Here is a 19,934-nt window from a genome sequence, read left to right as displayed (position 1 = left end):
CAGGCGAGTAGACATTGCGTATTCCGCCTGGAGTATCCCTATTTTCTGAAGCTGAACCGGCCAATAGTTGCTGATGGCCGGTAAGCTCATGACTAACCGCAAGCCCTGCATATTCCCAATCTATAACAGACTGACCCTTGTTAATCATCTAGCCTGTCATGACTGATTTCATCTTCGTGGGTGCTTATCAACTGCGTGAGCGCTATTTGTTCCTGAAACTTGGTCAGAAGCAGTTCTGCGTCCGTCTTCAGAACGTCTTCAGATGATTCCAGTACCGAATTTATCGCTTTCGTTACGCTGCTAACTAATTCCGCGACGCCGCCTTCCTTGCCGATAGCGAGCATCAGCGCGCTAATGAGCAAAGACTGCGCCTCGACCTGGGCAGCAAGCTGCTTACTTTCGGCATCCATGGCGGAAATTTTAGCAATTATGCTGAGAATGACATTATTCATTGTATCCCTCAAATCAATAAGTTAGAGCGGGTTGTTGATGGCTATATTCGCTGTTGATAATCCGAATTAACCATAGAACATAAATATGCCAGAAAAAATATCGGTAGCGTTAGTCAGGTTTTGGACATCACCAAAGTAAAGCATGAAAATGCGCCGGTCCCACTTCCATTTTCCTCCAACGATCGCGCCCGACAGAGCGCAAAGGAGCATGAAGAGAACGGTTGTTGAAAAGAAAGACGCCAGGCTTGAGGTCGTGTTTAGCCTGGCCGACCTCTGATGTTTCTTGCTTCAGCATCAACTCATACAGGCGACAGGAAAATGTACGGATGTTTAACCGGCAGGACAAGCTCGTTGGCAAGAGCGGCTGGCTCTGTTCAACGAGATACAGCATGGGCTGACGCCAGACCATGAATATGGCTCATGTTGTAATGAAATTAACTCGCTTTCACTCATCTAATGGCTCTGGCATAACATGCTGTATTCGATATAGATAATATGAAGATGAAGACTGCTTATGGAAGCCTGCGCCAGCCTGCAACCATCAGAAAGGACTGCAGTTTTTATCTCAGAACTTAGGATGCACATCTGCGATGAATCAACAATTTACCTTTACTATTAAACGCACTCTCTTTGATGAAAACTATAACCCCTCAGAAAATACGCGTATTACAACCAACTTTGCTAATTTAGCAAGAGGGGAAAATCGCCAGGAGAATCTGCGCAATACCTTAGTCATGATTGACAATCGTTTCAATACGCTGGCGCACTGGGATAACCCCAAAGGCGATCGCTATGCCGTTGCGCTGGAAATTATTTCAGCCGAAATGAATATCAGCGTCACCGGCGATACCTTTCCGGTGATTGAAATATTGCAAACCAGCATTATTGATAAAAAGACCGATGAACGTATTGAGGGTATCGTTGGCAATAATTTCTCTTCGTACGTTCGCGACTACGACTTTAGCGTATTGCTGTTAGACCATAATAAAGGACGCGCAGGTTTTAGCCTTCCGGAAGGATTCGGCGATTTGCACGGCAACATATTTAAACATTTCGTCAATTCAGCGGAGTACAAGGCCAATTTCAAAAAATCACCGGTCATTTGCCTTAGCGTCTCCAGCAAAGACACCTATCACCAGACCGGAAATCAACATCCTGTCCTGGGGCTCGAATACCGGCCAGAGGGTTCATCGTTGACTGAGCAATATTTTGGCAAAATGGGCCTGAGGGTTCGCTACTTTATGCCGAAAAACAGCGTTGCGCCTTTGGCCTTTTATTTCTCAGGGGATTTGCTGAGCGATTACACGAGCCTTGAGCTGATTAGCACCATCAGCACGATGGAGACGTTCCAGAAGATATACCGCCCGGAGATCTACAACGCCAACTCTGCTGCAGGACTCTGCTATCAGCCCGATCTGCATCATCAGGACCATTCATTAACCAAAATTGTTTACGATCGTGAAGAGCGCAGCCAACTGGCGGTAGAGCAGGGGAAGTTTACCGAAGAGCACTTTATTAAACCGTATAAAAATATTCTGCAGCAATGGTCTGCTCATTACGCTCTTTAAGACATCGCATATATAAGGCTATCGATAATGACAAAATTATTACCCACTTCAACAGCCGGCAGCTTACCGAAACCGTCCTGGCTTGCAGAGCCTGAGAAACTGTGGTCCCCATGGAAACTGCAGAATGAAGAGTTAATTGCCGGGAAAAAAGACGCGCTGAGCCTGTCCTTATTTGACCAACTGCGCGCCGGCATCGACATCGTCAGCGATGGCGAGCAAACCCGTCAGCACTTTGTTACTACGTTTATTGAGCACCTCAGCGGCGTCGATTTTGAAAAACGCGAAGTCGTTAAAATCCGTAATCGCTATGATGCGAGCGTTCCGACCGTCGTGGGCGCCGTCGAGCGTCAAAAACCCGTTTTTGTCGAAGATGCGCGTTTTTTACGTCAGCTCACCAGCCAGCCGATTAAGTGGGCGCTGCCGGGTCCCATGACCATGATTGATACGCTCTATGACAATCACTATAAGAGCCGCGAAAAACTGGCCTGGGAATTTGCGAAGATACTTAATCAGGAAGCCAGGGAGCTGGAGGCCGCCGGCGTCGACATTATTCAGTTTGATGAGCCAGCCTTTAATGTGTTTTTTGATGAGGTTAATGATTGGGGCATCGCGGCCTTAGAAAGAGCCGTTGAAGGGCTAAAATGCGAAACTGCGGTACATATCTGCTATGGATACGGCATCAAAGCGAATACCGACTGGAAAAAGACCCTGGGAACAGAGTGGCGACAATATGAAGAAGCGTTTCCTAAGCTGCAAACCTCCAGCATCGATATCATCTCGCTGGAATGTCATAACTCACGTGTTCCCATGGATCTGCTTGAACTGATTCGCGGAAAAAAAGTGATGGTTGGAGCCATCGACGTGGCGACCAATGCGATCGAAACGCCGGAGGAAGTCGCCGCGACCTTACGTAAAGCGCTGCAGTTTGTGGATGCCGATAAGCTTTATCCTTCAACCAACTGCGGCATGGCGCCGCTATCGCGTCCGGTGGCGAGCGGCAAGCTCAATGCGCTAAGCGCCGGGGCGGAAATTATCCGCAGGGAGCTGCAGGCTAAATAGAACCCTGGCAAAGGGCTGGAAGCCTCGCCGCAGCTGACGGATATCCAGCGAATGGTATGTAAGGTATGCGAAATGCTTCTGGCTCAGATTTCATCATTCGCTGACCGGGCATAATCAGTACGTCGTGCCGGGCGCTCGGGCGCTATTTAAAATATTTATCGAGGGGATCGTGATGGCGGTATTTTCGGAAGAAAAACAGCCAGTAGACAAAACCCAGAGTAGCGCCCAGCCCGGCAAACTGCAGATAAAGTATTTTACGTCGGGCAAGCAGGTCCATAAATGAATACGCGCCTTTCCACATATCAATAATGCCACCGTTTATCACCAGGTCTATAAACAGCGCAAGCCCCGGCAGAGCAACCGCGTACGCCGCCATTAGGTATAAAAGCGCCGCAAGCCTCATTTTGGTATTGATATGCATATTCTGCCTCCTTGCTCATGATGACAAAGCATAACATAGCCTATCAACGATCAGCATCGAGTGGGCTGTTGAGGGATGTTCGGACGGAGTTTCTCCTGGTGACTGATACGATAAATTATCGTGTATAAGGTGGTTCATCGATAGGCAAGCCAAAAGCAGAACGCCCCCTGGTGCATTGGCAGCAGGGGGCGTTTACGGATGGGGATTATCGTCGTTCATCAGTCATCCCATTTGTGGCTCAGGTATGCGGCAAGAAATCCAAAGAACAGAATGGTTCCCAGAACTGCCATAAATACATGCATATTTCCCAGCATGATTAACCTCCATTAGTTTTGCTATGCGCTATGTTGTCCTCATTGAACGGGTTTACGGTTGTTGGATACATCTTAACCCGACTAATCTAAACAAACGATTAACAAATTGCCCAGCGTGACTATTATCCATGTGAATCACTCTCCCTTTTTACCCGCCAGCGCGCTTTCCTGTACTGCAACGGGCTAAGGGCAAACTGCTGGCGGAAGTGATGGCGCAGGGTGCTGGCGTTTGAGAAACCGCAAAGCTCGGCAATCTGCTCAACGCTCAGCCGGCTGTGGGTTAAGTGCTGCGTGGCGCGCTGAAGGCGCTCGTCAAGCAGCCAGCGGGCGGGGGTTTTGCCGGTAGCGTCTTCGAAACGGCGTAAAAACGTGCGCTGCCCCATGCCGGCTCTTTCCGCCAGCGAGGCCACGGTGTGGCCAGCGGCGAGATTCTGGTGCAGAAAATCAAATAATTGCCCCAGCCTCTGGCTCTCCCGCGCTTTGGCCACCGGGCGAACAATCTGCTGCGCCTGCCCGCCGTCGCGATGGGGGGAAACCACTAACCGTCGGGCGACAAGATTCGCCGCTTCGACGCCGAAGTCCTCGCGCACCAGGTGCAAACATAAATCGATACCCGCGGCGCTGCCTGCGGAGGTCATGACGCCTTCGGCGCCGACGTACAGCACGTCATCGATCACCTCAATGCGCGGAAACCGCGCCCGCAGCTGGTCGGTATAGCGCCAGTGGGTGGTCGCCTGGCGGCCGTTCAGCAGCCCGGCCGCGGCCAGAACGAAAACCCCGGAGCAGATAGAAATTATCCGGCAGCCTCGCGCATGGGCGGCGACCAGCGCCTCGCACAGCGCTGGCGGCACGGGGGAGTCAATACCGCGCCAGCCGGGTACCACGATGGTGTCCGCTTCGCCTAATAGCGCCATACCGCCATCGGTCATGAGCCGAATTCCGCCGGTTGCCCGCAGCTCACCGTCGTCGACGGCGGCCACGGCAAAGCGATACCATCGTTCGCCCATCTCCGGGCGCGGCAGGCCGAAGATCTCAACGGCGACGCCAAATTCAAAGGTACACAGGCCATCGTAGGCGAGGGCAACAACCCGGTGGCGTGACAACGTCACGGATGGGATTGTCAGGATTTCAGCGTTTTCAGTCATGGTTCTCGGCAGATGTCGCGCAGGCGGTTAATTAAAGTAGTGGTATCACAGACAAGGAGAAGATGCCATGAGTGTTGTAACCGCTATTGCCCCCGCCAGTTCTACCGACGCCGCCGCCTGGTTTCGTCATAAGCTAAGCCTCGAGACCGACTGCGCCGATGTCTACAGCGCGATGCGCGAAGGAGAAGTGGATTTTGTTCTGCTGCACGTCGTCGGCAGTGAAGAAACCTTTGCCCGTCGTCATCTCCCGGGCGCCCTGCATTTACCGCACCGACAAATTGATGAAACCAGAATGGCGCAGTGGCCTGATGACACGCTGTTTGTGGTCTACTGCGCCGGGCCGCACTGCAACGGGGCGGACGTCGCCGCCATGAAGCTGGCTCTGCTGGGGCGCCCGGTAAAAATGATGCTCGGCGGCCTGACCGGCTGGGAAGATGAAGGGTTGCCTTTCGCAAAGTGAATTTATTTCATGTGCCATGAAATATTGTCGTTTGCCGATGAAACCTCTGCATGCCAGTATCTGGACATATAGCCATCCAGAAGTCTATAAATTCAAATAATGAACTATCACGGTGGGTAATTAACTTTGCCCGCCGCTAAGGAGACACCATGCAACGTCATCAGGCCCCGTTCCGCGCAGATATTGTCGGCAGCTTTTTACGTCCGGACGCCATCAAACAGGCCCGTCAGCAGCTGGCCGCCGGCACCATCGACGCGCAGCAGCTGCGGCAGATAGAAAATGAGGCGATTCGCGTTCTGGTGCAGCAGCAGTGCGAGTGCGGGCTGCATGTGGTCACCGACGGTGAGTTCCGCCGCGCGTGGTGGCACTTTGATTTCTTTGACGGACTACAGGGCGTTGAGCGCTACGATTCAGAAAAGGGCATTCAGTTCAACGGGGTACAGACCAAAGCGCACGGCGTTCGCGTCACCGGTAAACTGGCCTTTGGCAATCACCCGATGCTGGAAGATTTTCGCTATCTGAAGAGCATCAGCGGCAGCGCTCAGCCGAAGATGACCATTCCCAGCCCGAGCGTGCTGCACTTCCGCGGCGGCCGGAAAGATATCGACGCGACGGTGTATCCGGATCTCGCCGACTATTTCGATGACCTGGCAACCACCTGGCGCGATGCCATTCGCGCCTTCTACGATGCGGGCTGCCGCTATTTACAGCTTGATGACACCGTCTGGGCCTACCTCTGCTCCGATGAGCAGCGACAGCAGGTGCGCGAGCGCGGCGAAGACCCGGATGAGCTGGCGCGCATTTATGCCCGCGTTCTGAATAAGGCCCTGGAAGGGAAGCCGGAGGATCTGACCGTTGGCCTGCACGTGTGTCGCGGTAACTTCCGCTCGACCTGGATCTCCGAGGGCGGCTACGAGCCGGTTGCGGAAGTGCTGTTCGGCGGCGTTAACATCGACGCGTTCTTCCTCGAATATGACAATGACCGTTCCGGCGACTTCGCGCCGCTGCGCTACGTTCGCCCCGGCCATCAGCAGGTGGTACTGGGCCTGATCACCACTAAAAACGGGGAGCTGGAAAACCCGGAAGGGGTGAAGGCTCGTCTGCAGGAGGCGGCGCAGTACGTCCCGCTGGCGCAAATTTGCCTCAGCCCGCAGTGCGGTTTTGCTTCCACCGAAGAGGGTAACTCTCTGACCGAAGCCCAGCAGTGGGATAAAGTCCGCCTGGTCACCGGCATCGCCGCGCAGGTCTGGTAATCTCTCCATAGCGCAGCGTTGCACTATTTTAAGGCAACGCTGTGCACCCGCCTTTATTCTCCCCGTATTCTGCCGCGCTTTCAGACGCTTTCACAACCTGGCATCGTTTTTGCCTTATCACTTCCGGTGAGTCGTTAATTCATTTTTTTGTTTTTGCGCTATTCAGGAGTGACACACATGCAGCGTCGAACACTATTAAAAGCTTTTGCTCTCTCCGCCTCTGTTATTAGCATGGGCTTCTCCTTACAGGTTTATGCCGCCGACACCATTAAAGTCGGCATTATGCACTCGCTTTCCGGGACGATGGCGATTTCTGAAACCCCGCTGAAAGATGTCGCCCTGATGGCTATCGATGACATCAACGCCAAAGGCGGCGTGCTGGGTAAAAAACTGGAACCGGTCGTGGTGGATCCGGCATCAAACTGGCCGCTGTTCGCCGAAAAAGCGCGTCAACTGCTGACGCAGGATAAGGTGGCGGCGGTGTTCGGCTGCTGGACCTCCGTATCACGCAAATCGGTTCTGCCGGTATTTGAAGAGCTGAACGGTCTGCTCTTCTACCCGGTACAGTATGAAGGCGAAGAGATGTCGCCGAACGTCTTCTACACCGGCGCGGCGCCAAACCAGCAGGCGATTCCGGCGGTGGAATACCTGCTGAGCGAAGACGGCGGCGGGGCGAAACGCTTCTTCCTGCTCGGTACCGACTACGTCTACCCGCGCACCACCAACAAAATTCTCCGCGCTTTCCTGCACGCCAAAGGCATTCAGGATAAAGACATCGAAGAGGTCTATACCCCGTTCGGCTATAGCGACTATCAGACTATCGTCGCCAATATCAAGAAGTTCTCCGCCGGCGGTAAAACCGCGGTGGTCTCTACCATCAACGGTGATTCCAACGTTCCGTTCTATAAAGAGCTGGCTAATCAGGGGCTGAAAGCGACGGACGTGCCGGTGGTAGCCTTTTCCGTGGGCGAGGAGGAGCTGCGCGGGATTGATACTAAACCGCTGGTGGGCAACCTCGCGGCGTGGAACTACTTCGAGTCCGTCGATAACCCAACCAACAAACAGTTTGTTGCCGACTATCGCGCTTACGCCAAAGCCCACAAGCTGCCAAACGCCGATACCGTGGTAACCAATGACCCGATGGAAGCGACCTGGGTTGGCCTGCACATGTGGGCGCAGGCGGTGACGAAAGCAGGATCGACCGATGTCGACAAGGTGCGTGATGCCATGGCCGGCCAAACCTTCAAGGCGCCGTCAGGCTTTACCCTGACCATGGATGCCACCAATCATCACCTGCACAAGCCGGTAATGATTGGCGAAATTGAAAGCAACGGCCAGTTTAACGTGGTCTGGCAGACCGAAGAGCCGGTACGCGCCCAGCCGTGGAGCCCGTGGATTGCCGGGAATGATAAAAAGCCGGATCACCCGGTTAAAACCGTCAGCAACTAAGCGTTAGACCCCGGCGCTGCGCCGGGGGGAATGATTCAGTCTTCCGGGCCCGAAGCCCGGATTTCCCCGAAAAGGAGAACGACCATGAACGCATTACGCCTCATGTGTTACTTCGCGCTGCTGATGGTCTTGATACCGTGGCGGGCGCAGGCAGCGGACGCCGACGATTTTGTGGCGGCCAATCGCAGCCAGCAGGCTCAGCTGCTGGAACAGTGGGCCGCCGCGCCCGAAGCGCCGCGTTTACCGCTGCTGCGGGCGCTGAAAAGTGAAACATTGCAATCCGATAGCGGCGGTCATGCGTTCAGCAAACAGGGCGACAGCCTGCTGGCGCTGGGCGCGGTTCCGGCGCCCGTCGGCCCAACAAAACCGGTGCGTCTGACCAACCGCCTGCGTAACCTGGCGGCAGGCGCGCTGGCGACGCATCTCCTGGTTAGTGACAACGTCACGGAAAGGGCCGCGGCGGCGAAAACCCTGCAGCGCGAAGCGACGCCTGAGATGGCGGGGCTGTTACAGCAGCGTCTGACGGCGGAAACCGACGGCGCGGTGAAGTCGCAGCTGGAAATTGCGCTGGCCCGTTTACAGCTTGTCAGTCCTCAGCCCGCACTGCGGCTGGCGGCCATCGCGCTGCTCGGCCACTCCGGTGACCCGGAAACCCAGGCGCTGCTGACGCCGTATACCGATGCCCGGCATGAGCCGGACCCGGCGATTCGCGCGGCGGCCCAGGAGAGCCTGAGTAAAATCCAGCACCGTCTGCTGCTGGGCGATCTTCTCGGCCAGGCTTTTATGGGCCTCTCCCTCGGTTCTGTCCTGCTGCTCGCCGCGCTCGGTCTGGCCATCACCTACGGTCTGCTCGGGGTGATCAATATGGCCCACGGTGAGATGCTGATGATTGGCGCCTACAGCTGCTGGCTGGTTCAGCAGGCGCTGGCGCAGCTGGCGCCGCAGTGGCTGGCCTTCTATCCGCTGATTGCGCTGCCGGTGGCGTTCCTGATCACCGGCGGTATCGGTATGGTGCTGGAACGCACCGTGATCCGTCATCTCTACGGGCGCCCGCTTGAGACGCTGCTCGCCACATGGGGGATCAGCCTGATGCTGATTCAGCTGGTGCGCATGCTGTTTGGCGCGCAGAACGTTGAGGTCGCCAATCCGGCATGGCTCTCCGGCGGCGTGCAGGTTCTGCCGAATCTCATCCTGCCGTGGAACCGTCTGGCGGTACTGGTTTTCGTGCTGCTGGTGCTGCTCTTTACCTGGCTGACGCTGAACAAGACCCGGCTAGGGATGAACGTGCGGGCGGTGACGCAAAACCGCGCGATGGCGGCCTGCTGCGGCGTGCCGACCGGACGGGTCGATATGCTGGCGTTTGGCCTCGGTTCGGGGATCGCGGGGCTGGGCGGCGTCGCGCTGTCGCAGCTCGGTAACGTCGGGCCCGAGCTGGGCCAGGGCTACATTATTGACTCCTTCCTCGTGGTGGTGCTCGGCGGCGTTGGTCAGCTGGCGGGCAGCGTGGCGGCGGCGTTTGGTCTTGGCATCTTTAACAAAATCCTTGAACCGCAGATGGGAGCCGTGCTGGGTAAGATCCTGATTCTGGTCTTGATTATCCTGTTTATCCAGAAACGTCCCCAGGGACTGTTCGCCCTCAAAGGGAGGGTTATTGACTGATGAGCCAACCTATTACCTTAACGCTGGCGCGCAAAGCGCCGCGCCCGCTGCGCTGGTTCGGCGTGCTGTTACTGCTGGGCCTGCTAAGTATGCCGTTTCTGGCGCTGCTGCCCGCCACGCATCCGCTGGCGGTCTCCACCTGGCTGCTGACGCTGACCGGCAAGATCCTCTGCTACGCCATTGTCGCCGTGGCGCTGGATTTGGTCTGGGGCTATGCCGGGATGCTCTCGCTTGGCCATGGGATCTTTTTTGCCCTCGGCGGCTACGCCATGGGCATGTACCTGATGCGCCAGGCGGCGGGCGACGGATTGCCGGCCTTTATGTCGTTTTTGTCGTGGAGCGAGCTGCCGTGGTTCTGGTGGGGCACCCAGCATTTCGCCTGGGCTATGCTGCTGGTGGTGCTGGTGCCCGGCCTGCTGGCGCTGGTTTTCGGCTGGTTCGCCTTCCGCTCGAAAATCAAAGGCGTCTATTTTTCGATTATGACCCAGGCGCTCACCTACGCCGGGATGCTGCTGTTTTTCCGTAACGAAACCGGCTTTGGCGGTAACAACGGTTTTACCGGCTTTACCACGCTGCTCGGTTTCTCCGTCACCGCCATCAGCACGCGGGCGGCGCTGTTTATGGCCACGGTACTGCTGCTGTTGCTCACCCTGTGGATTGGCTATTTGCTGGCGCAAAGCAAGTTTGGCCGCGTGCTGACGGCGGTGCGCGATGCTGAAAACCGCCTGATGTTCTGCGGCTACGACCCGCGCGGCTTTAAGCTGCTGGTATGGACCCTTTCAGCCGTACTGTGCGGCCTGGCGGGGGCGCTGTACGTGCCGCAGGTCGGGATCATCAACCCCAGCGAAATGTCGCCGACCAACTCTATCGAAGCGGCCATCTGGGTGGCGCTCGGCGGTCGCGGAACCTTAATCGGCCCGGTGCTCGGCGCGGGGCTGGTCAACGGCGCGAAAAGCTACTTTACCGTGGCGATGCCGGAGTACTGGCAGCTCTTTCTGGGACTGATTTTTATTATCGTGACGCTGTTTTTACCGCGTGGCGTTATCGGCCTGCTGCGTAAAGGAGATCGCTGATGCCATTGGATGAAGAGCTATTTACCCGCCAGCTGCCGACGGACCGCTTTCGCGAGCAGACCGATCCGGTACTGCAGCTGGAAGAGATTAACGTCAACTTTGACGGTTTTCAGGCGTTGACCAACCTGTCGCTGCAGATTGGCGTGGGCGAGCTACGCTGCGTGATTGGGCCGAACGGCGCCGGTAAAACCACCCTGATGGACGTCATCACCGGCAAAACCCGGCCGCAGAGCGGCAGGGCGCTTTACGATCAGTCGGTGGACTTAACCACCCTCGATCCCATCGCCATCGCCCGCCAGGGCATCGGGCGCAAGTTTCAGAAACCGACCGTCTTTGAGGCGCTGACGGTGGCAGAGAATCTCGAACTGGCAATGAAAGGTGATAAATCGGTGTGGGCCAGCCTGCGGGCGCGCCTGAACAGCGAGCAGGCCGACCGAATCAGCGAAACCCTGCGCCTGCTGCGGCTGGAGGGCGAACGCTATCGGCCGGCGGGGCTGCTGTCGCACGGGCAAAAGCAGTTTCTGGAAATCGGCATGCTGCTGGTGCAGGAGCCGCATCTGCTGCTGCTTGACGAACCCGCCGCCGGGATGACCGATGCGGAGACAGAATATACCGCCGAGCTGTTCCGCACCCTTGCCGGGCAGCATTCGCTGATGGTGGTCGAGCATGATATGGGCTTTGTCGAGACCATCGCCGACAGAGTGACGGTGCTGCATCAGGGACAGGTGCTGGCGGAAGGGTCGCTGCGCGAGGTGCAGGCCAACGAACAGGTGATTGAAGTTTATCTCGGACGCTAAGGAGCGCGGATGTTACAGGTTAATCAACTACATCAATATTATGGCGGCAGCCATATCCTGCGTGGAGTGGATTTTGCCGCTCGCCAGGGCGAGATCACCTGCCTGCTCGGGCGCAACGGGGTGGGAAAAACCACCTTGCTGAAGTGCCTGATGGGGCTGATCCCGGCGCGCAGCGGCGAGGTGCTGTGGCAGGAGAAGAATATCACCCACCGTAAACCGCACCAGCGGGTGCAGTCGGGGATCGCCTACGTGCCCCAGGGGCGGGAGATTTTTCCGCGCCTGACGGTGGAGGAGAATCTGCTGATGGGGCTGTCCCGCTTTCCCGCCCGCGACGCGCGCGCGGTACCGGAAGAGATTTATCAGCTGTTTCCGGTGCTGAAAACCATGAAGCAGCGGCGCGGGGGCGATCTTTCCGGCGGGCAGCAGCAGCAGCTGGCCATTGGCCGCGCGCTGGCCAGCCGTCCGCAGCTGTTGATTCTTGATGAACCGACGGAGGGCATTCAGCCGTCGGTGATTAAGGAGATTGGCGAGGTGATTCGCCAGCTGGCGAACCGCGGGGATATGGCGATTCTGCTGGTCGAGCAGTTTTATGATTTTGCCGCCGGTCTGGCGGATCGCTATCTGGTGATGTCGCGCGGCGCGATTATCCAGCAGGGCAACGGCGGCGATATGGAAGCCGAAGGGGTCCGCGGGATGGTCACCATTTAACTCGCCCCGGATGGCGGCCTCCCCCCGGCTCGCGCTGCGCTTAGCCGGGCTACAGGTATACAGCAGTCTGCTGGCCCGTAGCCCGGGCAAGGCGCTTTGCGCCGCCCCCGGGGAGTTCGCCACAGGGCGCATTGGATATGATTCCCGGAGGCGATGCTGCGCATCTGTCCGGGCTACCGCTCGCAGACGGCGATGGACCCGTAGCCCGGGCAAGGCGCTTTGCGCCGCCCCCGGGGAGAGCGCCATAGTCCGCACTAGATATGGTTTCCCGGAGGCGATGCTGCGCATCTGTCCGGGCTACCGCTCGCACACGGCGATGAACCCGTAGCCCGGGCAAGGCGCTTTGCGCCGCCCCCGGGAAAAGCGCGCAGAGGGCTATTTGCGCAGCAGCCGCTGCAGGCGCGCCTGACGCCAGCGATTGATCCATTCGCCAAAAACAAACAGGCGCAACCCTTTAACCGCCAGCAGCGCTCCCCAGACGATCGCCACCCATGCGGACCAGTAGCTCTCTGCGCCGCTCAGCCAGTTCAGCAGCGCCAGCAGAACGCAAACGACGACGGCCACCGTCAATGAACGGTAAAAACGGCTCTCGCGTTCGACGCGCGCTTTGGCTTCCTCAATACGTAAATCCAGCGACGCTTCGTGGCCCGCCGGCGATTCGCCGCTAATCTCGGCGACGTTTACTTCAAATACCGCCGCAAGCGCGCTGAGCGTCTCGAGGCCGGGACGGTCGCCGTTCTCGATGCGCTGAATGGTGCGCACGCTGACGCCGGCCAGTTCGGCAAGCTGCTCCTGCGACCAGGCGCGCTGCAAACGTAATTGTTTAACCTGATGACTACTGTTCATTGTTTCTATCTCCGGGTGAAAACCTGAGATGGAGTATCATCGAGCGGGCTGTCGGGCACCACGATCGGAACCCGACAGGGACGCGACAGCAACCTGACAGCCGCACGGCGCCTGGCATCAGGCGCGGGCGACCGCGCTACCGTTCCACGGACGAACGTTCATGCCGCGGAAAATCATCAGCCATGCGGCGATAATCGCCAGCATCAATATCACAAACAGCGACCAGTGCGGCAGATGGGTCAGAATCGTTCCGGTCAGCATCGGGTTAAACGCCGCCCCCAGCCAGCCCAGCGACTGGGCGGAAAAGTAGCTGGCTTTCATGCCCGGCGGCGCAATGTTATCGATCAGCATATATTCCCCCGGCGCGTAGATAACCTCTCCGAGTGTAAAAATGGCGGCGGAGAGGCCCCACAACAGCAGGCTGTTATCGGAAATAACAAAACCGCCCAGCCCGAGCACAAAACAGACCGTCCCAAAGGTCATCAGCGGGCGAATATTGCGGGCGGTAAGGCGACGACCAACCGCATACTGCAGCGCCACCACCACGGCCGCGTTAACCGGCAGTACCACCGCAACCACTTTTTCGGCAAAATCGCTGTCCGCTACCACCAGCACATACTGGGAAATGCAGGAAGCGAAAGAGCCGCCGACAAAGGAGGCCAGCAGGCCGGAAAGGGTAAACCACAGCAGAGCGCGATCGCGCAGCAGCACCGACGGCGACCACTGGACCGCGTTATCCTGAGCAATCGCGGCGCTGGTGCGCTGCACAAACAGCTGAATAAATACCAGCGGAAGGGCGGCGCAGCCGGCCGCCAGCCAGAACGGCAGGTTAATACTGTGCATGACCAGCAGAGTGCCGATAGGCGGCCCAACGGTCCAGCCAATATTGAGAAAGGTGTAGTTAAGGGAAAAAATCTGCGCCTTCTTTTCCGGCGACAGCACGTCGGCAAACCACGCTTTCAGCACGGTAGAGAAGACGGAGTAAGCGCAGTTAATCAGCGCGAAGAAAAACACCACCAGCGCGACGCTATTGACCAGAGGAATAGCGATAAAGCCGCCAATAAACGCCAGCACGGCGAGCGTCATATAGCGCTTTTTGTCGAACTTATCGGCGAGAATGCCAAAACCCAAGCTGAACAGCACCCCGACGATCAGCGCGCTCGACAGCGCGTAGCCGATTTTATCCACCTCCAGCTGGTACTGGCGGGTGAGGTAGATCGTCATAAAAGGTAACGTTGCGCCGCGGCCAATGGTTAACAGCAACGACGAAGCCAGCAGCGCTGCGGTTGAGCGCCTGAGAGTCGGTATCATTTTTTCCTTGCCTGATGTGATGTTATTTTTGTTGTCACGATCACAAATAGCACGCTAACCGGGGCTTGTATAGTTCCCGGGGAGGATGAAAAGCACGCCAGCGCCCTACCGAAAATAATGATCTATGCGGCGGACGAATTATTCGGTAGTTTGATTTTGTTCGCAAAAATTCCAATAACAACCGAGGCGGGTATGACGCGTAAAGACGGGCTGCTGGCATTGCTGGTGGTGGTGGTATGGGGGCTGAATTTCGTGGTGATCAAGGTGGGGCTGCATAATATGCCGCCGCTGATGCTCGCCGGACTGCGCTTTTTGCTGGTGGCTTTCCCGGCGCTGCTCTTCGTCGCGCGGCCAAAAATTCCGCTGAGCCTGCTGCTGGGCTACGGCCTGACGATTAGCTTCGGTCAGTTTGCGTTTTTGTTCTGCGCGATTAGCCTCGGCATGCCTGCCGGACTGGCATCGCTGGTGCTGCAGGCGCAGGCCTTTTTCACCATCATTCTCGGGGCGTTTATTTTCGGCGAACGTTTGCAGGGGAAACAGCTGGCGGGGATCGCGCTGGCGATTTTCGGCGTACTGGTGCTGGTCGAAGCCAGCCTCGGCGGCCAGCATGTCCCGCTGGTGGGCTTTATGCTGACGCTGGCCGCGGCGCTGAGCTGGGCCTGCGGCAATATCTTCAACAAGAAAATTATGTCGCATGCGAGCCGGCCGCCGATTATGTCTTTGGTGGTATGGAGCGCGCTGATCCCGGTGCTGCCGTTTATGCTGGCGTCGTGGATCCTCGACGGCCCGCAGGTCATGGCGGAAAGCCTGCTGCATATCGACCTGCTGACGATCCTGTCGCTGCTCTATCTGGCGTTTATTGCCACTATCGTCGGCTATGGTATTTGGGGGGCGCTGCTCGGCCGCTATGAAACCTGGCGCGTGGCGCCGCTGTCGCTGCTGGTGCCGGTGGTCGGGATGGCCAGCGCGGCCTTATTGCTCGGCGAGACGCTGAATAGCCTGCAGCTGCTGGGCGCGGTACTGATTATGGCCGGGCTGTATATCAACGTATTTGGCCTGCGGATCGTGCGTCCGGGCATGGCGCGGGGGTAAAAAAAAGCCCCGGTCACGGGGCTAAAGGGATTTTACAGGCTTTGCTGGTTGTAATAGGGCACGCCCAGTTCATCTGATTTATCACTGCCAGAGGCCATGTGATTGAAATCAAAAGGCGAATCATTATGTTCGGAAGGAATAATCATCGCATCCCGGTTGTTGTGGCGAACCGGGGTGCTGGTTTGCTCCGCATAACTTTGGCTCGAGACCAGCGCCAATAGCACGATGGCGGCGGAAGCGAATAGTTTCATGATTTCCTCAATACGTCTTTTTGCAGGCGGTTAACAACAGTTATTTAATGGGAGCAGGTAGCGCGACTCGCCCGGCACGTTGGTAATACGATACTGGTGCGGCGGAACATCGAAATAGTTCTTAAAAGTTCGCGTCAGCGTTTGCTGCGATTCAAAGCCATAGCGTTCGGCCAGGTATAAGATAGGCTCGTTGCTCTGCTTCAGCTTCTGCGCGATCTCGGTCAGCTTACGGCTGCGGATATACTGTCCCAGCGAGTGACCGGTCTCTTTCTTGAACATTCTTTGCAGGTGCCACTTGGAGTAACCTGAGCGCTCTGAAACCTTCTCCAGCGACAGGGGCGATTCCAGGTTATCCTCGATCCACGACAAAATACTATGGATAGTGATGGCGTCGTTATTGCGTCTGGACATCATCTTACCTCTTCTTATTACGACAGAACTTTTTTGAGTAAACACTCAAGAGTGGCCACTTCATCCGTCGACAGATTTTTTGTTAGTTCCTGGTGCAATTTCTGACCCACAACCTGATGACATTGCTCACAAAGGGCTGCGCCGTCTGGCGTTAACTGTACCAGCACGCCACGCTTGTCAGTCGGGTTGGGTAACCGTTCAATCCAGCCTTTACAGACCAGGCGGTCGAGCATGCGCGTCATTGCGCCTGGGTCGACCGAAAGCACGGTTTTCAGCTCAACGGGGGTAATACACACTTCGCAACGAATGGAACAGAGCACCCGGAACTGGGTGGAAGTAATATCCATCGGCGAGAGATAGTCGTTGAGCAGGCGATCTTTTTTCTGGTTAACCATCTGGATCAAGCGGCCAAGAGGGATCATTTCGTTAAACAGGTCGCTTGTACTTTTCACAATGGTTGCCCAGGCAATGACTTAGTTGCGGGAGATATTATTGCCTAGGCAAATATAAGTCAACCTGATGAATTAGCCGATGCCACGATTTGCTAAAACGAATTGTTGTGAGGCAGGTCACTCTATTTCACGTTGTTATCTTATGATTTGAAGGAAGGGTGAATGCGTCCTGAGGAGAACGGGTACAATCTGGCAACAGACGATATACTCAGCACGCGTCATTTTTTTGATAATCCAATATTGACAGGACCTTAATTCACTATGATGGATCTTTTTAAAGCGATAGGCCTGGGACTGGTAGTGATTCTACCGCTGGCGAACCCGCTGACTACCGTGGCGCTGTTCCTTGGCCTGGCCGGGAATATGAATAACGCCGAGCGTAACCGTCAGTCGCTGATGGCCTCGGTTTATGTGTTCGCCATCCTGATGGTCGCCTGGTATGCCGGCCAGGTGGTGATGAACACCTTCGGAATTTCGATTCCCGGTCTGCGTATTGCCGGCGGCCTGATCGTCGCCTTTATCGGCTTCCGCATGCTCTTTCCCCAGCAAAAAGCCCATGATTCGATGGAAGCTAAGCTGAAATCGGAAGAGCTCGAGGATGAACCGACGGCGAATATCGCCTTCGTTCCGCTGGCGATGCCAAGCACCGCAGGGCCGGGGACAATCGCGATGATTATCAGCTCAGCGTCTACGGTAAAGCACGGGGCGAGCTTCCCGGACTGGGTTGTGCTGGTCGCGCCGCCGATTATTTTTGCCCTGGTCGGGATTATCCTGTGGGGCTGTCTCCGCAGTTCAGGGGCAATCATGCGTTTGGTCGGGAAGGGCGGCATTGAGGCGATTTCCCGCCTGATGGGCTTCCTGCTGGTCTGTATGGGCGTGCAGTTTATTATTAACGGCGTGCTGGAGATTATTTCGACTTATCACGCCTGACGGTCATCGCCGTCCTGATACCAGACGTAAAAAAACCTGCCGATCTCACGACCGGCAGGTTTTTTTTAACAGCACGATCAGGAGTGATGCGGCTGCTGATCTTCCAGCGACACCGGCCAGCGGCGGAAAATCATCACCGCCCATACTAACGCGACGACCGCAGGGATCGCCCCGACATAGCCAATGGACGCCATCGACAGATGGGTACTGACCTGGCTGCCCACCAGCGCGCCCGCGCCGATGCCGATATTAAAGATCCCCGAAAACAGCGACATCGCCACGTCGGTCGCGTCCGGCGCCAGCGCCAGCACTTTAACCTGCATACCAAGCCCGATAATCATGATCGCCACGCCCCAGAAGACGCTCAGCAGCATCAGGTGGTTGGCGTTGTGCGAGGCGGGCAGCAGCAGCAGCAGGCACGCCAGCAGCAGGCCAATCGCCGCGTTAATTAACCCGGACGCATGCAGGTTGCCGAGCTTACCAAAGAGGATGCTGCCGACGATGCCCGCGCCGCCCAGGGTCAACAGCAGCACGGTAGCAAAGTTGCCGCTCAGGCCGGCGACCGTCTGAACGAACGGTTCAATGTAGCTGTAGGCGGTATAGTGCGCGGTCACCACAATCACCGTCAGCAAATAGATGCTCAGCAGCGCAGGGCGACGGAACAGCACCGGCAGGCTTTTCAGCGACCCTGAGTGCTCGCTCGGCAGCTTAGGTAGCAGCTTGATCAGGCAAACCATGGTAACCAGCGCGCCGAGGCCGATGACCAGGAACGTGGTGCGCCAGCCAAAGTATTGCCCGACGATACGGCCAATCGGGATACCGAAGACCATTGCCAGCGCGGTACCGGTGGCAATCAGGCTCAGCGCCTGCGCGCGTTTACCCGCAGGCGCCATTCGTATAGCCAGCGCCGAGGTGATTGACCAGAACACCGCGTGGGCAAAGGCGATACCGATACGGCTGATCACCAGCACGTTGAAGTTCCAGGCCAGGAACGACAGCACGTGGCTGGCGATAAACAGGATAAACAGGCCAACCAGCAGGCGACGGCGCTCCATCTTGCTGGTCAGCAGCATAAAGGGCAGCGACATCAGGGCGACAACCCAGGCGTAGATCGTCAGCATAATCCCAACCTGCGCCGTTTCCATGCCAAAGCTGTCGGCGATATCCGACAGCAGGCCCACGGGCGCAAATTCGGTGGTATTAAAGATAAATGCCGCAATCGCAAGCGTGACTACGCGCAGCCACGCGACCTTGCGTGAAACCGTATTTGTCATCATAAGTTCAGGGCTGGTTACAAAGAGGAAAGAAGTGGGACGATCTTAAAACGATTGCTGCTGAAAATACAACCATTTTGTGATCTACATCTCATTTTCGCTTCAGCCAGATTTTCGGTACTAACGGATTAATTTTTCTATTAAACGTGTGGATTTCTCACGTTTATGTCATGTTATCGATAAGTAAAAAAAATAGAGGGACAGAACAATGCAGGAAATTAGCTTTTATCTGGTGGATGCCTTCAGCGATCGGAGCTTTGGCGGCAACGCGGCGGCCGTCTGCCCGCTGACCGAATGGCTGCCGGACGAAACGCTGTTGAACATGGCGCAGCAGCACAATCAGTCGGAGACCGCGTTTTTTGTGCGTACGGATGAGGGGTATGAGCTACGTTGGTTTACCACGCTGGATGAGATCAACCTTTGCGGCCACGCGACCCTGGCGGCCTCGCACGTCATTTTTGAATATTTTGACCACCCCTCATCGACAATCGTATTTAGTACCCGCTTTGTCGGCGAGCTTCGGGTCACGCGCAGCGGCGACTGGCTGACCCTGGATTTCCCGGCCTGGGCGACGACCGCCGTTGAGCAGCCGCCTGCGGAGCTGCTGGCCGGGCTGGGGCTGAGCGACGCGGTGGAAGTCCGCGTGGCGCGTGATTACCTGGTGGTTTTAGCCGACCGCCAGCAGGTGGAGGCGGTGCGTCCGGATATGCAGCTGCTTGAGCGCCTCGGCAAAATGATCTGTATCAGCGCCCCGGACGAAGAGTATGACTTTGTCAGCCGTTTCTTCTGTCCGGGCGAGGCGGTGGCGGAAGACCCGGTCACCGGCTCGGCGCACAGTATGCTGATTCCCTACTGGGGCGAGAAGCTCGGCAAAACGGATATGCAGGCGCGGCAGGTGTCGGCGCGCGGCGGCGACCTGCGCTGCCAGTGGCGGGGCGACCGGGTTCTGATCGGCGGTCAGGCGACCACCTACTTAATCGGCACGATTACGCTTCGTTAAGGAGGGACG

At 56.8% G+C, this 19,934-nt stretch carries 23 protein-coding genes; 12 read left to right on the top strand and 11 right to left on the bottom strand.

The features are described from left to right. Positions 1 to 140: 140 nt before the first annotated feature. Together iraP and ABLU87_RS26830 are read right to left on the bottom strand one after the other, a co-directional pair. Positions 141 to 452, bottom strand: coding sequence for an anti-adapter protein IraP (gene iraP / locus ABLU87_RS26835; protein ID WP_004851215.1), 312 nt, complete (start codon positions 450 to 452; stop codon positions 141 to 143). Positions 453 to 579: 127 nt separating this feature from the next. Next, positions 580 to 861 carry a hypothetical protein gene (locus ABLU87_RS26830; RefSeq protein WP_142402410.1) on the bottom strand — a complete coding sequence of 94 codons (282 nt, stop codon included), beginning with the start codon at positions 859 to 861 and terminating at the stop codon, positions 580 to 582. 181 nt (positions 862 to 1,042) lie between these two features. Between ABLU87_RS26830 and ABLU87_RS26825 the strand changes: the two genes are divergently transcribed. Beyond that, complete coding sequence (locus ABLU87_RS26825) at positions 1,043 to 2,020, top strand: DUF1852 domain-containing protein (RefSeq protein WP_122116916.1); 978 nt, start codon at positions 1,043 to 1,045, stop codon at positions 2,018 to 2,020. A 27-nt stretch (positions 2,021 to 2,047) separates the two neighbouring features. Next, positions 2,048 to 3,079, top strand: a complete 1,032-nt coding sequence (locus tag ABLU87_RS26820) for a methionine synthase (RefSeq protein ID WP_032694476.1) — start codon at positions 2,048 to 2,050, stop codon at positions 3,077 to 3,079. 142 nt (positions 3,080 to 3,221) lie between these two features. Here the strand turns inward: ABLU87_RS26820 and ABLU87_RS26815 are convergent, their stop codons facing one another. The 3 genes from ABLU87_RS26815 to ftrA form a co-directional block, all read right to left on the bottom strand. Next, the gene (locus ABLU87_RS26815; RefSeq protein WP_122116917.1) at positions 3,222 to 3,500 is read right to left on the bottom strand and encodes a hypothetical protein; all 279 of its coding nucleotides are present in this window, start codon (positions 3,498 to 3,500) and stop codon (positions 3,222 to 3,224) included. Between the two features lie 218 nt (positions 3,501 to 3,718). Further along, positions 3,719 to 3,814 carry a protein MgtS gene (mgtS, locus tag ABLU87_RS26810; protein ID WP_004102377.1) on the bottom strand — a complete coding sequence of 32 codons (96 nt, stop codon included), beginning with the start codon at positions 3,812 to 3,814 and terminating at the stop codon, positions 3,719 to 3,721. 122 nt (positions 3,815 to 3,936) lie between these two features. Next, positions 3,937 to 4,959: a transcriptional regulator FtrA gene (gene ftrA, locus ABLU87_RS26805; protein ID WP_122116918.1), complete on the bottom strand. Its 1,023-nt coding sequence runs from the start codon at positions 4,957 to 4,959 to the stop codon at positions 3,937 to 3,939. A gap of 67 nt (positions 4,960 to 5,026) precedes the next feature. Between ftrA and ABLU87_RS26800 the strand changes: the two genes are divergently transcribed. The 7 genes from ABLU87_RS26800 (at position 5,027) to urtE (ending at position 12,358) form a co-directional block, all read left to right on the top strand. Beyond that, a complete protein-coding gene (locus ABLU87_RS26800; protein WP_004851202.1) occupies positions 5,027 to 5,419 on the top strand; it encodes a rhodanese-like domain-containing protein in 393 nt (130 codons plus the stop codon). A 149-nt stretch (positions 5,420 to 5,568) separates the two neighbouring features. After that, complete coding sequence (locus tag ABLU87_RS26795; RefSeq protein WP_049070776.1) at positions 5,569 to 6,672, top strand: cobalamin-independent methionine synthase II family protein; 1,104 nt, start codon at positions 5,569 to 5,571, stop codon at positions 6,670 to 6,672. Between the two features lie 177 nt (positions 6,673 to 6,849). Continuing rightward, positions 6,850 to 8,121, top strand: a complete 1,272-nt coding sequence (gene urtA / locus ABLU87_RS26790; RefSeq protein ID WP_014229499.1) for an urea ABC transporter substrate-binding protein — start codon at positions 6,850 to 6,852, stop codon at positions 8,119 to 8,121. A gap of 84 nt (positions 8,122 to 8,205) precedes the next feature. Then, entirely contained in the window at positions 8,206 to 9,780 is a 1,575-nt protein-coding gene (gene urtB, locus ABLU87_RS26785; RefSeq protein WP_064406394.1) for an urea ABC transporter permease subunit UrtB, read from the top strand. Further along, positions 9,780 to 10,853 (top strand): urea ABC transporter permease subunit UrtC, encoded by a 1,074-nt coding sequence (gene urtC / locus ABLU87_RS26780; protein WP_014229497.1) that lies wholly within the window; start codon positions 9,780 to 9,782, stop codon positions 10,851 to 10,853. Before urtB ends, urtC begins: the two co-directional genes overlap by 1 nt. Beyond that, the gene (gene urtD / locus ABLU87_RS26775) at positions 10,853 to 11,650 is read left to right on the top strand and encodes an urea ABC transporter ATP-binding protein UrtD (protein WP_025105756.1); all 798 of its coding nucleotides are present in this window, start codon (positions 10,853 to 10,855) and stop codon (positions 11,648 to 11,650) included. Before urtC ends, urtD begins: the two co-directional genes overlap by 1 nt. Positions 11,651 to 11,659: 9 nt before the next feature. Continuing rightward, positions 11,660 to 12,358: an urea ABC transporter ATP-binding subunit UrtE gene (gene urtE / locus ABLU87_RS26770; protein WP_014229495.1), complete on the top strand. Its 699-nt coding sequence runs from the start codon at positions 11,660 to 11,662 to the stop codon at positions 12,356 to 12,358. Positions 12,359 to 12,733: 375 nt separating this feature from the next. On the opposite strand, the gene ABLU87_RS26765 is transcribed toward urtE, so the two are convergent. Together ABLU87_RS26765 and ydeE are read right to left on the bottom strand one after the other, a co-directional pair. Further along, positions 12,734 to 13,204 carry a helix-turn-helix domain-containing protein gene (locus tag ABLU87_RS26765; protein ID WP_014838594.1) on the bottom strand — a complete coding sequence of 157 codons (471 nt, stop codon included), beginning with the start codon at positions 13,202 to 13,204 and terminating at the stop codon, positions 12,734 to 12,736. 117 nt (positions 13,205 to 13,321) lie between these two features. Continuing rightward, positions 13,322 to 14,515, bottom strand: coding sequence for an efflux MFS transporter YdeE (ydeE, locus tag ABLU87_RS26760; RefSeq protein WP_122116919.1), 1,194 nt, complete (start codon positions 14,513 to 14,515; stop codon positions 13,322 to 13,324). Positions 14,516 to 14,707: 192 nt separating this feature from the next. On the opposite strand from ydeE, the gene eamA reads away from it, so the two are divergent. Continuing rightward, positions 14,708 to 15,607, top strand: a complete 900-nt coding sequence (eamA, locus tag ABLU87_RS26755; RefSeq protein ID WP_014229493.1) for an O-acetylserine/cysteine exporter — start codon at positions 14,708 to 14,710, stop codon at positions 15,605 to 15,607. Positions 15,608 to 15,639: 32 nt separating this feature from the next. Here the strand turns inward: eamA and marB are convergent, their stop codons facing one another. From marB to marR, 3 genes are read right to left on the bottom strand one after another with little or no spacing between them, the layout of a single operon-like run. Continuing rightward, positions 15,640 to 15,858 (bottom strand): multiple antibiotic resistance protein MarB, encoded by a 219-nt coding sequence (marB, locus tag ABLU87_RS26750; protein WP_004851184.1) that lies wholly within the window; start codon positions 15,856 to 15,858, stop codon positions 15,640 to 15,642. Between the two features lie 30 nt (positions 15,859 to 15,888). Next, positions 15,889 to 16,269, bottom strand: a complete 381-nt coding sequence (marA, locus tag ABLU87_RS26745) for an MDR efflux pump AcrAB transcriptional activator MarA (protein WP_004102351.1) — start codon at positions 16,267 to 16,269, stop codon at positions 15,889 to 15,891. Between the two features lie 17 nt (positions 16,270 to 16,286). Beyond that, positions 16,287 to 16,721, bottom strand: coding sequence for a multiple antibiotic resistance transcriptional regulator MarR (gene marR / locus ABLU87_RS26740; protein ID WP_004102349.1), 435 nt, complete (start codon positions 16,719 to 16,721; stop codon positions 16,287 to 16,289). Between the two features lie 261 nt (positions 16,722 to 16,982). Here marR and ABLU87_RS26735 point away from each other — a divergent pair, with 261 nt between their 5' ends. Next, a complete protein-coding gene (locus ABLU87_RS26735) occupies positions 16,983 to 17,651 on the top strand; it encodes a MarC family NAAT transporter (protein WP_004119839.1) in 669 nt (222 codons plus the stop codon). Positions 17,652 to 17,728: 77 nt separating this feature from the next. Here the strand turns inward: ABLU87_RS26735 and ABLU87_RS26730 are convergent, their stop codons facing one another. Continuing rightward, complete coding sequence (locus ABLU87_RS26730) at positions 17,729 to 18,928, bottom strand: sugar transporter (RefSeq protein WP_025105754.1); 1,200 nt, start codon at positions 18,926 to 18,928, stop codon at positions 17,729 to 17,731. A gap of 205 nt (positions 18,929 to 19,133) precedes the next feature. On the opposite strand from ABLU87_RS26730, the gene ABLU87_RS26725 reads away from it, so the two are divergent. Then, entirely contained in the window at positions 19,134 to 19,925 is a 792-nt protein-coding gene (locus ABLU87_RS26725) for a PhzF family phenazine biosynthesis protein (RefSeq protein WP_122116920.1), read from the top strand. Positions 19,926 to 19,934 lie beyond the last annotated feature (9 nt).

Source organism: Klebsiella sp. CB_Kp196, from assembly GCF_040061575.1.
Lineage (GTDB): Bacteria > Pseudomonadota > Gammaproteobacteria > Enterobacterales > Enterobacteriaceae > Klebsiella > Klebsiella michiganensis.
This window is presented reverse-complemented; position numbering and strand designations above follow the sequence as displayed.